Origin of the sequence: Corynebacterium hindlerae (genome assembly GCF_014117265.1) — a bacterium.
In the GTDB taxonomy this organism is placed as follows: Bacteria; Actinomycetota; Actinomycetes; order Mycobacteriales; family Mycobacteriaceae; genus Corynebacterium; species Corynebacterium hindlerae.
Genome location: NZ_CP059833.1, coordinates 2241742 through 2256987, shown reverse-complemented (window position 1 = coordinate 2256987; position 15246 = coordinate 2241742). Strand labels below are relative to the sequence as shown.

Below are 15246 nucleotides of genomic sequence, written 5' to 3'. Positions count from 1 at the left end.
CCCCTTGAGTGAAGTAGATTTATTCGACCCTTGTTGGCGACTTAGCTCACAGTAAAGCACACTTTGCCGACTTTGTTCACGAATTCATGTCCATATGCCGGAATTGAAACCCAGAATTTTGTGCAATGATGAAAACATGCTTGATGAAACAGATGTTGTCCTGGTCGGAGCGCTTTTCTTTGATCCCCGCGCCACCTTCGATGCCTTAGGGCACGTCGCGGGCGTTTCAGCATCGACAGCTTCCCGCCGACTTCGTCGCCTCGTGGAATCGCGAACAATTCGTGTAGTCGGTGAAGTGTCTTGGCATCTGTTTTCCCAGACCTACCCGGTTCACGCTTGGATAAGCGTTTCAGGGCGAGAATATTCCGCCGTGGCCCGCGAAGTCGCCCAGCTGCCCGAAGCCCAGCATGTGGCCTCACTTTATGGTCGAGAACCAGTGTTTGCCACGCTGCACGGCCAAAACGACATCGATACCGTCCGAGTCATCGATCAGATTCATTGCATTGACGGAGTCTCCGCCGTCTACACGCTTCCCGTGCTGCAATGGGCTGTAAAGGCTTCAGGTTGGAATCCAATGTTGCTGGAAGGTGAACACCTGGAGAGAGCCCAAGCAATTCTGCCTCTGAATGGGCCACCCCACTTGCCTCAGATAACAGCTACCTCTGAGCTTCCACGCACCAAGGCGGAAGTCATGGCGCTCAGCGCACTACAACAAGATGGCCGACTGACTGCAACGGAACTTAGTGGAGTGATCGGCGCATCGATCCCCACTGCGCAGCGCCTGATTAACCGCCTTATCGACGACGGCTGGTTCCGTCCCCGCGTCGAATGCAACCTCGCAGCTATCGGCATGGGCTGCAAGTTCCTGGTGCGCGTTCAGTCCGACCCGCAGCACACAGAGTCCGTTCTGTGTGAGTTTTCCCCGCATCCCGCCAACCGATTCGTGACGCAAATCGCCGGCGACTCGGATGTCTTCGCCACCGGCGTGTGCAGAAATCGCCACGAACTCACGACGATCCTCAACCACGATTTCGCCGCGATCTCTGGGCTCAAGGCCACCCAGACCAACATCATCGCGCGCGATTGGAAGCGCTACTGGACGAGCATCGACGAGGACGGAAACCTAGGAGAATTCACTCCGCCTGCACTGTGGCCCGCCAGCTAGGGAAAGTCGACTCCCACGTGTTGTCCAACCTCGAGCTTTTCTTCAGTGAAAGCGCGGAAGGTCAGTTCACCAGCAAGAACGGTGACGGAGTAGCCACCGCGTTCAAACAGCACTGATTGAACTGTACCGTCGAGTTTGCCGGTTTTTTCCGGAACAACAGTTACATCGGAAGGCAGCACCCATTCCCCGGAGGGCAGCACGGTTGCGTCGGCAATGAAAGACGCTACCTCAGCAGAAATTGGTGCAGACAGCAGCTCAGCGGGCGGAGCTACTTGCAAGATTTTTCCGCCAGACAAAACCACTACCCTATCCGCGAGGGCTAGGGCTTCAGCACGATCGTGAGTCACATGAATGGTGGTGAGCCCTTTCGATCGTACGAGGGTAACGAGGTCACGTCGAAGGGAGTCACGCAGCGGCTCATCGAGCGCAGAAAGCGCCTCATCCAGCAGTAATACTCGCGGATCTGCCACGATGGCGCGAGCCAAGGCGACGCGCTGACGCTGACCACCAGACAGCGACGCGGGCTTTCGCTTGGCAAAGCCTTCCAGCCCCACCATTTCCAGCGCTTCGCCGACGCGCTCCGCAGAGAACACGCCACCTCGGCGCAGTGGGTAAGCCACGTTCTCATATACATTCATGTGTGGCCACACTGCATGCTGCTGAAAGACCATGCCCAGATGGCGTTTTTCCGGCGGGACTCCTCTCATCGGATCGCCGTCGATAAGCAGCGTGCCCTCGGTTGGTTCGATGAATCCGGCGATGGTGCGCAGCAACGTCGTCTTGCCTGATCCTGAGGGACCGACGAGGGCAACGAATTCGCCGGGTTCGACGCTGAGGTTGATGTCGCTGAGTCCGGTTGTGCCGTCTGGGAAGGTGACCCCCAGGCCGCTGAGCTGAATCATGCGCGGTCCTTTACTGTGAAGCCGAGTGCTGCAACGCCAACGAGGACGAAGAGGAGTGACAGAGCGCTGGCCTGGTTGTAGTCACCGGCCAGTTGCAGGTTGAAAACTTGCACGCCGAGAGTGGTGGTGCCCGGCGCGACCAAGAGGATGGAGATGGTGAGCTCACGAACGGCGGTGACCAGCACCAGCACTGCACCCGAAATGGCTGCCGGCAGCGAGATTAAACCGGTGGTGAGCAGAGCGCGCAGGCGCGAGGCCCCGGAAACGCGTGCGACTTCTTCCACTGCGAGCGGGGTTTGCTGCAATGGGGCTCGCACGGCTTGCAGTACCAGCGCAGTGAACGCGCACACATATGCGCCCAGGATCACCCACCTAGTGTTGTAGGTGCCGGTGTAACGGCCAAGAATCAGCCATCCCACACCAATGATCAGCCCTGGTAGCGCGGTGGGCAGCAGGATTACCAGCGACATGGGCACATTGCTCCAGTGCCTTGTGCGGGTCACGATGATTCCCGCCACCCAACCGAGCACGCCACACAACAGGGCGGCCGAAACAGCAAGCAGCGCGGAATTGCCAAAGCCCTCGACGACGCGTGGGTTGCCCAGCGCCAAGCGGAAATTATCGAAGCTGACGGTCTCCGTAGTGAACGGTACGCCCGGAGCTGGCAGCAGCGAGCGGTAGGTAAGCCCGAGCAGTGGCGCCAACGTCACTGCGAGCCCGAGGCCCCAAGCGACAACAGTGACCGGCAGACGCAGAATACCAAGTGGATACCGCTGCGTCGCGCCCGTATCGGGCATACTTGCCGACGCCCAGAGGGACACCAGGTAGTCGCAGATAACGGCACCTATTCCCAGCAACAACAGCACGACGCCGACTGTCGACACTACCTGGAGTGGATTAGCTACAGTCCCGGAATCCATGAAGCAGTAGATCATGGTGGCCAGTGTTTCAAAGCGCTCGGGAGAGCCGAGAATAGCTGGGATGCCGAAGTCTGCGAGATTGGCTACTGCAGTAAGGGTAAACGCACTGAGCAGCGCAGAGCGCAGCAACGGGATGGTGACGGTGCGCAGTGCGGTGAACGTCCCGGCGCCACTGATCCGGGCGGCGTGTTCCATGTCTCCGGGGATTTGCTTGAGCGCTGCTGCGATCACCAAATACACCACTGGATAGGAGTGGAGGATCATCAGCACAATGACGCCATCAGCGCCATAGACATTCCATACTTCCCGACCAAACCAACTGTTGACTCCCTGTTTCGGCCCAAACAGCTGCATCCACGCAATCGCGCCAATGAACGGTGGCACCAGCAGCGGAGAAAGCAGGAAAAGCCTCAACAGCTGCGCCCCACGCACATCGGTGCGTTCCAGAATGAGAGCGCCTGCCGTACCCACAACAAGTGCGCCAACGCTGGCGAAGACGGTGGTGTAGACCGAGTTCCAGGTAGCTTTGCCGAGCCCTTGCTCAAAGAGAATGGGCCATTGGTTGCCTCCGAAGGCGAGCGAGACAACCAGGCCAAGAGGAGCGAGAAAAAGGCCAATGAGGATGAGCCAAACGCCCATCCTCATCAATCGAATTCGTGTCACTTCATTGCTTCCTGGAAGGCAGCGACGGCGGCCTTCTTATCAGCGGTGATCTTCTCCAGGTCCTGGTCCATCAGCGCAATGTCATTCAGTTTAGGCGCGTCCTTTGGTGCACCTGCGTCCTCGCGAACTGGGAGGTAGTTTTGCTTGACTGCCAGTTCCTGGCCTTCCTTGGAGATCAGGAACTCCAGGTACTTCGTGGCTGCTTCCTGCTTGTCAGAAGTCTTGAAGATGCCCGCGGGCTCAGTGATAAATGGGGCGCCTTCCTTCGGATAAGAAACGGCCACTGGGGAGCCCTTCACCGCAAGATCACGGACCAGGTAGTCAACCACGATGCCGACCGGGCGAGAACCGGAAGCAATCTCCTGGGATGCTGGCCCGTTGGACTTTGCGATCATTGGCTTGTTCGCGCCAAGGCCCTTGACGAACTCTTCGCCGAGAGCTGAATCATTCTTCCAAGCAGATGCATTGAACGCTGCAGCACCAGACACGGCAGGATCAGGAAGAACCAACTTGTCCAGGAACTTAGGATCGGTCAAATCCTTCCAGGAACCTGGGGCTTCGGTGATTTCCTTCGTGTTGTAGGCAATAACGGTTGGAATGATGCGGGTGCCGACGTAAAAGTTGTTTGGATCCTTCGCGTCATCAATCACTGCCTTGGTGTCCAAGTTGTCCAGCTTTGCCAGGTCACCTGCCTTTGCGTATGTCTCAAAAGTTGGAGCGTCGGCTGCCCACAGGATGTCGGCGCCGATCTTGCCAGTCTTCTTCTCGGATTCGATGCGCGCGTTCAGGTCACCGGTACCAGCTCGGAAGACCTCAACTTCGATGTTTGGATTCTTCTCCTGGAAAGCCTTGTTGATCTCATCAACCTTCGCCTCAGGCTCCGAAGGGTACACCGTAATCTTGGTCTTCTCACCAGACTTTGCCTTATCGTCGACCTTTTCTACAGGTTCTGCACAACCCACGAGGAGAGCAGCTGCAGACAGCGTAGCGATGGCCAGGCGTGCATCTTTGAGGAGCATGGTCGAAGAAGCCTTTCAATTGATTAAGAATCAAGCAATACGATCCTTCATTTTGATATGGCCCCTGAATCATCGCAGCGCAACTATCTTGCCACGGGGGTATTCGGGGGTATTTTCCAAAATTCACCTCCACGAAGCTTCTCCCCCTACCTACAGAATGAAAGGCCACGGTCATTACCCCACGGTCGAATCTGACTCAGAAAACTGCGCTTGCACCACACCATCCTCGCCAACCTACAACCGACACGTTCGCTGTCGATTTCGTCATTCACGCACCAACCGGGGCCAGCGTCACATTAGGCAACAACTGCAAAGCGGGGGATTAAAACATCACATTACGCTACGGCATGCGTTCTCTTCCCCCACTCGAACCCCAGCAGGCTACTTTTTACGCGGAGATCTCGCTGGCTACCCTGCGATCCGTGCCGTCGCCACAGTCATCCTCAAAGACAACCCCGTGTGGTGATATACCTTAAGAAGCATATCCCTGACGACGACCTCATCACCTTGCCAGAAGGCCCAAACTTCACTGCGTCCTGGGTTGATGAGTTCCCGGATGGTCAAGCGTTGGTTCAAACATCTGGCAACCAAGATTGGTTCGGCTGGAATGCCTGGGTAGCTACGGAATCTGCATCGACCAGACGCTCTAAAACACTGCTGAAAAGAGAGTTTGACCTCAACTAAGCCACCCTACATGCGCAGGCTAATTGGGGTCGGGGCCGCGAGATAGGCAAAAGCCATAGGTTCAACTGATCGTTGAAAGAGCATCCCGATGAACAGCTAGAAGCAGCGCAGGCCCTACCCCACGTGATTCACTTCTGGAATCTTGTGCACGGGCGTGTCCATCCCTAAATATCGCGCAGCCAGCTGGATGGCCAGGTATCGGGAGTAGTGACGCGACTGGTGGAGATTGCCACCGTGGAACCAGAGGTTGTCCACGGTGGTTGGTTTCCACATGTTGCGCAGTTCGCCTTCCCAGGGGCCGGGGTCTTTGGTGGTGTCAGAGCCAAGACCCCAGCAACGGCCTACTTTGTGGGCGGTTTCGCGGTCCACGATTTTTTCTACCCAGCCACTCATGGATCCAAAGCCGGTAGCAAAGATAACGGCCGCACATTCAATGGCTGCACCGTCGGTGAGCACCACGCCATCGCGTGTGAAGTGGTCGATTGAGCAGTGCGAATGGAGTTCGATGGAGCCGTTCGCGACGAGCTCGCAGGCACCAACGTCGATGTAGTATCCGGAGCCGCGTCGTAGGTATTTAAGGAAGAGTCCGGAGTCATCGTCACCGAAGTCCAGTATGAAACCGGCGTCTTCGAGCCGCTGGTAGTAGTCGGCGTCTTCTTCCCGAATCGTGTTGAAAACCTCCCGCTGCACCTCGGGCAGGAGTTTGTACGGCCACGATGCGAACAGCATATCGGCGGTATCCGTATCGATCCCGGCTTCCACGGCGTCTTCCGAGTAGAGCGGGCCAAAGACATGCTTCATTAATGTTTCGGATCGGGAGACGTGCGTCGATGAGCGTTGCACCATGACCGGGTGCGCACCGTTTTCATACAGGTCAGCGCAGATGTCATGGGCAGAGTTGTTCGCTCCAAGCACGACCACGGTTTTGCCTTGATATTTTTCTCCGCCGGGGTGTTGTGAGGAGTGTACGATATCCCCCGAAAATTGTTCCTGGCCGGGGAACGTCGGCATGTTCGGCACACCCGACATACCGGTGGCAAACACGAGTTGAGTTGGTCGCAACTCCACCACGTCACCGTCACGGTCTACCTGAACCTTCCATCCACCGTCCACTTGCTCAGCTTTGGTGCAGGTTGCGTTGGACCAATAGTCAAGATCCATGATCCCCACATAGTGCTCGAGCCAATCCCCCATCTTGTCTTTCGGGGTGAAAACCGGCCAATCGTCAGGGAATGGCAGGTAGGGCAGGTGGTCGTACCAGACCGGGTCGTGCAGGCACAGGGAGTGGTAGCGACCGCGCCACTGGTCGCCGGGGCGCGCATGCTTATCGACGACCAGTGCCGGCACCCTCAACCTCTTCAGACGCGCGGCTAGCGCGATCCCACCCTGACCACCTCCGATTATCAGCACATAAGGTTGTTCAGTGGTTCCTAGCGCTGCAACACGCTCTGCTTTCAGGTCTGCCCAATTGCGGCGATCAGTTTTTACTCCATGCTGCGCACCCAATTCTCGATTACGTCCCCGCTTCTCTCTCCGCTCCTTCAGCTCTCGCGCGCTCGTGAGCAAAGTCCAAGCTTTGCCATCACGGATGCGAACAATGCCTTTGCCGAGGAAAAGTGGGGTTTCGAAGTCGAAACTCACCCGGGTAACGTCCTCAGTTTCGGCAACCTCCTCCGTCACCTGGATCCGATCGACCGGACGCATCGGCGGATTATGCGCTATCAGTTCCTCGATCTGCGGGATCCCTTCAGCGGTATGGATATTCCAGGTGAAGGTGACAAAATCCCGCCAAAACGAGTCTTCTGCAAAGACCTCCTGGGGCTGAGCGGAACCATCAAGTAGTTTCTGCCAGGCATTGAGCCAAGTCGTAGCAATTCCCACAATCACACTCCTGTGATCTAGATCATCATTGGGGTGGAGTTTATATTGCATTGTCCTACAGCTAAGGGCGCTTTTATCCAATGGTTACCGCTGCAAAGCTGGCTAAGTTCGTTGCCCGATTCGTGACGTGTACCCTTTGGCTCCACTTAACAAGAACTGTTCAACACTTTGTGCTGTACATGTTTTAGGTACTCAGGCTGCCCCTCTTACGGGGCAGCACCTGCTAGTTCTTGAGGAATTCTTCGGCGTCGATGAAACCACCGGCAGCTTCGAACTCTTCACTCACTGCTTTACGCAGTTCTTCATCGTTCAGAAAATCAAGCGCTACTGCGGCCAAACCAAACGCCCCATCTATGGCGGCCTGATCGCCTGCTGGCGAACCTGCTGCTTCCGCCATTTCCCGAGTGTGAAGAGCTACATCTTCCGGGCTAACTTTGATCAACGGATGAATACCTGGAATACGATAAGAGACATTGCCAAAATCGGTTGACGCCGCAAGGGTTTCAGATACAACTCCCAAAGGCAGCGGGTCCCTCCCCCGACGACGCTGAGCAGCAACCCAACGAGACACCAGTTCATTGTTAGTGCGCACTGGTAAAGTAGCAGGACTCTCGTCCCAAGCTATTTCCACACCACAACCAGTCATAAGCGCAGCACCCTTAACCACGTTTTCCACTCTTTCCGAGAGGTCTTTCAGCGTATCAGGGTATTTGGAACGCACATAGAACTTCATCGTCGAATCCTCAGTGATAATCGACTGACGAGTTCCCCCCTCAGTGATAATGGCATGAATGCGATCCACCGGAGGTATTTGCTGCCGCAAAACGGCAAGGCCCTGGTAAGTCAATGCTGCAGCATCCAGTGCGTTACGCCCCATCCATGGCTGCGAAGAGGCATGCGCGGGAACACCCTTGAAGTGGACGGTGAGAGTGCGGCGCCCCAACCAGACTTGATCTGCTAGATCGTAGCCATAGGAATGCAAGGCCAACACTGCATCCATATCTTCTGGTTTGAAGGCTCCCCCTCGAATCATTACTGCTTTACCCGAGGTCCCTTCTTCCGCTGGTGTACCAATGAATTTCACGGTGCCTTGAAAAGCATCTGGGTTTTCTCGAACCAACTTTGCAAGTGCCAAGTATGCCCCAAGCCCAGTTGCTCCCATGACGCAGTGTCCGCAAGCATGACCGATATTGGGCAACGCGTCGTACTCAGACAGAATCGCAATCGTTGGGCCACTGCCATTGCTGATTTTAGACTCAAAGGAGGTCTCAACATCATAAACCCCGAGCTCTACATCAAGGCCATGCGCTTCAAGATACTCCTTGAATTTGGCTTGTGCCTTAAATTCTTCAAAACCAACTTCAGGGTTTTCGTGCAGGAAATGCGACATCCCTACAATCGTCTCCGAAAGTTCGTCGATCTTCGACTCCAATGCGTCCATAAGCTCGGGCGCAGCACCCTCCCGTTTCTCCACAGAAAACGCACTCGATTCTTTCAGTTGCGCAGTGGCTTTCGCTAACTGCTGGGGATAGCCAGCATATGGAGGAACGGGCTCTGTGCTTGGCTGATATTCAGACATTTTGATTTTCCTTTCAGGATTGAGTTAAACGACGGTCGAAATCAACAGTCCTGTGATAACCGCTGCAATGATCGCGACAACACCGGGCACCATGAACGAGTGGTTAAGCACCGCGTTGCCGATTCGAGTAGTTCCAGTCCGGTCAAAGTTGAGTGCTGCAACACTGGTGCCATATGTAGGTAGGAAAAATGCACCGTTAACAGCAGGCCACATGCCCACCAAGGCAGGGGCCGCAAGTCCCAAAGAGACTCCCAGTGGTGCCAAGGTTCTGGTCGTCGATGCTTGAGAAAACAGAACGATAGAACATGCAAAGAGGGCTACTGCGAAGGTCCATGGGCTATTAGTCACCATATTTTCCAGGCCATTAACAATGGTGTCTTTATTCGCTTGAATCACCGTAAGCCCTAACCACGCCAGACCGAAAATACCGACGAGAGCAATCAACCCTGTTCTTGCAATAGCACTTTCTGCAATAGCTCTGACTTTAACTTTGGTGATCATGCACATAATTGCGGCTGCCGTAAGCATGATGATTTGAATAACAATCGCAATGTTCAGTGCCTTACCTTCAGGCCCTGGAGGGCGCCACTCAGGCACAGCTCCCAACACAACTACGGTGATGACTGCCAACAAAAAGATCGCTGCCGTAACTTTTCCAGACCCTGGAATTGCACCATTCTTCTCAGCAGTAATCTCTTCCTCAAAACGTTTTTCTTGTTCACTTACCTGCTCATCAACTGCGACAGCAGTGTCAAGATTCAGCTCCGTCAAAGCCTCTTCCACAGAAATCTTCTTCCGAGAAGCGAGCCGACGAGCTTTGATGATCCCCGGGATATCCTCTACTTCCCCTGCCGCAACGCGAGCCTGGAAAATTGGATCCTCCTCCAGTTCTTTGCCCCATTTCAGCATCACCGCCGACGCGGCTAAAACACCAACTATTGTTGCCGGCACGGCAATCATCATGATCTTTGGCAAAGACATACCCAGTGGTTCTACCACCACGATCAAAGCAGCCATAGCTGCGGAAACCGGACTAGCGGTGATTCCTTGAAGAGAAGCCACCACAGATACCGACATCGGCCGTTCAGGTCGAATTCCGTTGCGTAATGCCGTGTCATGAATTACGGGGAGCAAGGGGTACAAAATATGCCCTGTACCTGCGGCGAACGTGAATAGATACGCCACAAGTGGGGCAACAAAAGTGATTCTGGAAGGATATTTCTTGATTATCGCTTCGGCTATCCTCACCATAAAGTCGATTCCTCCGGCGGCCTGCATTGTGGCCGTCGCGCAAGTCACAGCAAGAATGATAAGCATGACATCGACCGGTGGTTCAGTCGGTACTTCGCGGAAAACAAAAGTAATGATGAGAAGACCAACACCGCCCCAGAAACCGGCTCTTCCGGTTTTAGAGTGCGTTGATCTTGTCCTGTAGTTGTCCGGAGTGGATCAGGCACCGCAAGATGTAGTGGTTGAGGTTTCGGAATCCCAGGGCGATCCCCCGTAGGTGCTCGAGCCTGCCGTTGATGGCCTCGACCGGCCCGTTGGACGCCCCGATATCGAAGTAGGCGAGCACATCTTCCCGCCGACGCCACAGGGTTCTCCCGAGTTGAGCCAGCTCCTCCAGACCTTTCGGCAAGCCTTTGCGCAGGGTGGTGATGATCCGTTCCATCAACTTCTTGCCTTCTGATTTCTGCGGGTGCCCGTATGCTGTGATCAGGTCCTGGTAGAACATCCAGGTGACCTCGAGTGCCACGTAGTCATCGTCGGTGGCCCACAGCATGTCCAGGCGTTGTTTCTGCCGCTCGGTGAGGTAGTTCGTCCTGGTCAACAGGGTGCGACGGTACTTATACAGCGGATCATCTTTGCGTCCGCGGCGTCCGGTGGTCTCTCGTTGGAGTCGTTGCCGGCACCCGGTAAGCTTCTCAGCCGCCAGATGCACCACATGAAACGGATCCATCACCTTGGTCGCGTCCGGGAGGACCTGGTCCACAGCACTGGCGTAGCCGGTGAACCCGTCCATGGTCACCACCTGCACCTGGCTGCGGAAACCGGGGTCGCGTTCCTGCAGCCACCCGCGCAGCACGTCCGCGGACCGCCCCGGTCTCATGTCCAGTAGTCGGGCGGGCCCGCGGCCGTCGACCAGTGGGGTGAGGTCCACGAGGATGGTCACCAGGTTCGAAGGCTAACCTCGGGTGTGTTTCCAGACGTGCTCATCGACTCCGAGGATGCGCACGCCGTCGAGGTGGTGCGGGTCGTCGTAGACGAGCTGGCGGCAGGCATCGAGTGCGACCTGGTTGACCAGGTCCCAGCCGATACCGAGTACTTTGGCGGTGGCAGACACACTCATCCGGTCAATGGCGAGGCGCTGGAGGATCCAGCGGGTGACTCGGTGGGTGAGCTTGGATCCGTCATCCGCGCAGGCCAGGGATGCCTGGAAGATCTTCCTAGAGCAGAAGGGCTCTGTGCACAGAAAGCGGGGGACGCGGACGTCCAGGCGGGTGGGGAACCCGACGACGGGAAGATCAACGAGCCGGCGCAGGGTGTGATCCCTCAGCTTGCCTGGGTGCCCGCAGTCCGGGCAGGTGTGGTTCACGGCCACCGGGGTGGCGTCGATGATGGTGATGTTTCCGGCGTCGGCGGCTCCGGTGATCGTGAGGCCGATTTCTGCGGTGCGGCAGATGGTGTCGGCGACGAGGTTGCCAGTAGTAGGCTGCACAGTAGGGTCCTGGTTCGGTTGGATGGAAGCTTCGCAACTCTCATCTTGTACCGGCCAGGACCCCTATATGTTGTGCCACCCCGAACCCCACCCCATGGTCAGCTACGCACTCTAAAACCGGAAGAGCCCAGAAACCCAGAGCAATGCCACCGCTACGGGATCCTAACCAGATACAAAAGAGCATCACTAGAAGCTCTATTACCAGTATCCAATCCATCTTTTTCTCCTAGAGAAATGGTGCATAAGGTTTGTGTGAATGTTTTATTTTCGATCAAGTCGCAGTATTGCCTCGTACACCACCTTCGTTCCCATTTCCAGGTCGTCGATTCGGGAAAGCTCCCGAGGTGAATGGCTCACCCCGCCGTTGAGGCTGGGGACGAACACCATGCCGGTGTCACAGATCGAGCTGACAATTTGCGCATCGTGGCTAGCACCGGAATACATGTAAGTGTGGGAAGCTCCCACGCTGCGCGCGGCGTCTGCCAGCGCGGTTTGAATCTTGTTGGATAAGAATGCAGGGGCGACGTCAGAAAGGTACTGAGTTTCCACCCCAATTCCTCTCCGTTCGCCACTTGAACTTGCTAGGTGCACCAGAACTCGCGCTGTTTCGCGCTGCCGGACGCTATCGATATCCCTGACGTCAACTGACAGTGTGCATTTTCCTGGAATGGTCGTGATACTTCCGGGCTCAACGCTGACCTGACCGATTGTCACTCGTGTCCCGTGGTGTTCACTATCAAGTGCAATGGCTTCAGCGGCAAGGGCAAACTCCGCTGCTGCCATGAATGCGTCTTTTCGCAGGTGCATCGGCGTGCCACCGGAGTGTGAGGCTATGCCGGTGAAAGTCACCAAGAAGCGGCACGACCCCGAAATGAGGTTGACCACGCCGATGTCTATTCCCTGCGAATGCAAAGCTGGCCCCTGCTCAATGTGCAGCTCGAGGAAGGAATCCCAATCTGCAGGGTTCCAGAGGGCTTCAGCAAGATCATCTGGGCGGAGTCCGCAGTCCTTCATCGCTTGATAAGCGCTCACACCGTCGCTGTCTTTCAGTCGCTGCAAGTCCTGAACTGATGTGCGACCAGTAACCAAACGGGATCCGATACATGCTTGTCCAAACCGCGCTCCCTCTTCGGTAGCGAAAGCAACGAACCGAATCGGGTGCCGCGTTGTTACGGCTTCCTGAGTCAGCCTCTCTGCAACCAGCATTGCCGTAACTACGCCCGCAATGCCGTCATATTGTCCAGCCCGATAGACGCTGTCGAGGTGTGAACCAACACCAATTGCCGATAACGGTTGTGCGCCAGGGTATTGAGCGATGGTATTTCCCACTGCATCGGTCCACACTGACAAACCCAGGTTTTCCATAAATTCGACGAATACCTGATGCGATTGCCGTTCTAATGCACTGAACCCGAGCCGTTGTACCCCGTCAGCGCACGCTGGATCGCTGATGGCGGCAAATGTATTAATGAGGTCTGCGAAGGAGGTGGCGGACATAGTTACGCGCCGCCTTCCTCAAGCACATCAACTAACGAAAGTGCATTCGCGCACGACGCAAAACTCACCAGAATATGACCACTTGGCACCTCAAGCTTTTCTGAAGCGACCGAAAATGGGATGCCAGTATGCAAGCTGAGCGCAACTGTCAGCGGAAGATCCTCAGGAGTGCACACAAACTTGGTTGTACCTTGTGGCACCTGCGCTGCCAAAATTCGTGCAGCTTTCCGCAGTATGTTTGGCTCACACTGTCCCTTGGTTCGAGCACACTCACCAAAAGAGGCGAGGTCACGACGCAATTCCTCACTTAGCTGAGCAATCGACAGTTCAAACATCTCGTATCTCCAACCGTTCACGCTGATCTTTAGACCTGGTGAGCCAGCTGAATAATGAAAGCGTGCTTAAATAATCCAGCAAGCTCATCTAAAAACGACGCTATCACTAATGATCCAAATTAAAAGAGATGATGACGTGCGATTTCTCACTGTTAAATTTTCGTTCGGTCGGGAACAAATGCCTTTTCAATCAATCACGACGCCGGATTTTTGTCGTGCGAAAATCAACCCCGGTTTTCGAAACGGTGCACCTTCACATGCTCGGTTGCTGCCCGGCATTGTTCAATGAGAGGGGTCATCACGGCGTCACCTGTTGGTGTTTCTCCCTCTATGCCGAATGCCCAAATTGATGCTGCCGCGCCGTATTCACCAGGATGAAATGGCAGCGGGTATTCTTCTTCAGGTGGTAGGGCGTGTTCACCGCGGAGGTAGGAGAGCTTAAACTCCAGCGGTTTTCCTTTGTTCTTTCCCACGGGGAGTCGGCGGTTATCTTCACGTGGTGGTGAGAAGCCTGGCCAGTCCACACCTTCGAGCCATGTGGTTTCACAATCCATTTCAAAATCGCGTGGCCCGTATGGACCGCCCTCAACTCTGAAGTTGACATAGTCAACCACTGATTCCAATTGCAGGTACCACAACCCGAATCCTTCAGGCATGTCGTAGTCGACATCGAGGGTGTCGATATCCCCGGAAAACAGCACCGTGTTTCCCCACGAGCCGCAGTAAAGTTCTGGTCCACGACAGTCGATATGGTTGATTGAGTCCTCACCAGCGAGGACAAACTTATCCTTGAAGTAATATTGGACGAACTGATTAGCGCGTTCTGGTCCTGCTTCGGGTTGTGTCCAGATAGCCTCGCGCGGAATTCCGTCAGAGATAGCATATAAGCAACAACTGTAACCCATGCCACAGTATTTTAACGAAAAGCTATCTCTCATTGCAGGGTGAGAAAAAACCTTTCAAAACTCTACCTTTACCAGGTACATATCTTTCCGCTCCGCTACCTGCGTGAAGGTATCAGCCACATCAGGAGGCAGTAGCTCCCGCTGCCCTTGCGGGAGGTAGTGCATGAAGTTGAACTCAATATCAACATTCGACACCGCTGGCGACCAATCCCGAACGCAGTAGGGATCCGCTAGCTTAAACGGCATCGTGGCTGGCAGCCCGGCACTAGCAAGTACCCGTTCGCTACGACTGGTCACGTCTGGCGATTGAGCATCATAGATGAATTCTCCGCCCGGGAATTGGCGGCCCATGGCGTCGATAAGCGCTGTGGCCTGCTCAATTTCAAAGAAGTACATCACACCCGCCGCGAGTGCGACGAAGCCACCGCGGGCGTCCACCTGCTTCATCCACTCGTGCTCGAATGCACTGAAAGGTAGCTCGATGGAATCGCTGGCCGGTAGCCACCGCTTGCGTAACTCGATGACCTCGGGAAAGTCCAGATTGTAGAGGGGACCGTGCGGAATCTCAGCCAGATCTTCTTCCAGGCGATCCAGCCCGCAGCCGAGATTGACCACCGCGGCTTCAGGATGATTGGCCAGGTAGGTTTTGATTTCCGCTATCGAAGCGATATGTCGCAAACCATAGGAGGCCTGCGAAAATAGCGGCATATCGTTAATGGCCACCCCATGACTGAGTGCGATCTCCCGAGCCTGCTCAGCCCAAGAATCTGAAAACAGTTCGGGCCAGGTCCGCGCAGCCTCCGCGCGACCAATCAGCGGATAAAACAGGGTCTGCTGGGTTTTCGTGAGAGACATATCCACGAAAATACCGCATCTCGAAACAGAACTAACTCACATCAAACGATTTGTTGTTAGGTTAGGCTTTCTTTTGTTAGTGTCGCTTTAGTTGACCAAACCGCTGTTTCATTAAAAGGAAC

General features: G+C 55.3%; 12 protein-coding genes and 1 pseudogene. 2 read left to right on the top strand and 11 right to left on the bottom strand.

The window, feature by feature from the left end; all coding sequences use genetic code 11:
* Positions 1-136: 136 nt before the first annotated feature.
* Positions 137-1165, top strand: a complete 1029-nt coding sequence (locus HW450_RS10945; protein WP_182385649.1) for an Lrp/AsnC family transcriptional regulator — start codon at positions 137-139, stop codon at positions 1163-1165.
* Here the strand turns inward: HW450_RS10945 and HW450_RS10940 are convergent.
* Genes HW450_RS10940 through HW450_RS10930 form a run of 3 tightly spaced genes read right to left on the bottom strand, consistent with a single transcriptional unit; the run spans position 1162 to position 4669 of the window.
* Complete coding sequence (locus HW450_RS10940) at positions 1162-2067, bottom strand: ABC transporter ATP-binding protein (RefSeq protein ID WP_182385648.1); 906 nt, start codon at positions 2065-2067, stop codon at positions 1162-1164. The two genes, HW450_RS10945 and HW450_RS10940, sit on opposite strands and share 4 nt — an antisense overlap.
* Entirely contained in the window at positions 2064-3632 is a 1569-nt protein-coding gene (locus HW450_RS10935) for an ABC transporter permease (protein ID WP_182387515.1), read from the bottom strand. The genes HW450_RS10940 and HW450_RS10935 overlap by 4 nt, the downstream gene beginning before the upstream one ends.
* 14 nt (positions 3633-3646) lie before the next feature.
* The gene (locus HW450_RS10930; RefSeq protein WP_182385647.1) at positions 3647-4669 is read right to left on the bottom strand and encodes an ABC transporter substrate-binding protein; all 1023 of its coding nucleotides are present in this window, start codon (positions 4667-4669) and stop codon (positions 3647-3649) included.
* Positions 4670-5128: 459 nt separating this feature from the next.
* Between HW450_RS10930 and HW450_RS10925 the strand changes: the two genes are divergently transcribed.
* On the top strand, positions 5129-5353 hold the full coding sequence (locus HW450_RS10925; protein ID WP_182385646.1) for a hypothetical protein: 225 nt from the start codon (positions 5129-5131) through the stop codon (positions 5351-5353).
* A gap of 114 nt (positions 5354-5467) precedes the next feature.
* Here the strand turns inward: HW450_RS10925 and HW450_RS10920 are convergent, their stop codons facing one another.
* The 8 genes and pseudogenes from HW450_RS10920 to HW450_RS10885 all read right to left on the bottom strand — a co-directional run bounded on the left by HW450_RS10920 (position 5468) and on the right by HW450_RS10885 (position 15124).
* Entirely contained in the window at positions 5468-7285 is a 1818-nt protein-coding gene (locus HW450_RS10920) for an NAD(P)-binding domain-containing protein (RefSeq protein ID WP_182385645.1), read from the bottom strand.
* Positions 7286-7457: 172 nt separating this feature from the next.
* Positions 7458-8813, bottom strand: coding sequence for a M20 family metallopeptidase (locus HW450_RS10915; protein WP_182385644.1), 1356 nt, complete (start codon positions 8811-8813; stop codon positions 7458-7460).
* 24 nt (positions 8814-8837) lie between these two features.
* Positions 8838-10178 (bottom strand): anaerobic C4-dicarboxylate transporter family protein, encoded by a 1341-nt coding sequence (locus tag HW450_RS10910; RefSeq protein ID WP_232843387.1) that lies wholly within the window; start codon positions 10176-10178, stop codon positions 8838-8840.
* 43 nt (positions 10179-10221) lie between these two features.
* A pseudogene (locus tag HW450_RS10905) lies at positions 10222-11532 on the bottom strand (ISL3 family transposase).
* Positions 11533-11793: 261 nt separating this feature from the next.
* Positions 11794-13029, bottom strand: coding sequence for a Zn-dependent hydrolase (locus HW450_RS10900; RefSeq protein ID WP_182385642.1), 1236 nt, complete (start codon positions 13027-13029; stop codon positions 11794-11796).
* 2 nt (positions 13030-13031) lie between these two features.
* On the bottom strand, positions 13032-13364 hold the full coding sequence (locus tag HW450_RS10895; protein ID WP_182385641.1) for a type I phosphoribosyltransferase: 333 nt from the start codon (positions 13362-13364) through the stop codon (positions 13032-13034).
* Positions 13365-13588: 224 nt separating this feature from the next.
* Complete coding sequence (locus HW450_RS10890) at positions 13589-14269, bottom strand: DUF6928 family protein (RefSeq protein WP_182385640.1); 681 nt, start codon at positions 14267-14269, stop codon at positions 13589-13591.
* A 54-nt stretch (positions 14270-14323) separates the two neighbouring features.
* Positions 14324-15124 carry a class I SAM-dependent methyltransferase gene (locus HW450_RS10885; protein WP_182385639.1) on the bottom strand — a complete coding sequence of 267 codons (801 nt, stop codon included), beginning with the start codon at positions 15122-15124 and terminating at the stop codon, positions 14324-14326.
* Positions 15125-15246 lie beyond the last annotated feature (122 nt).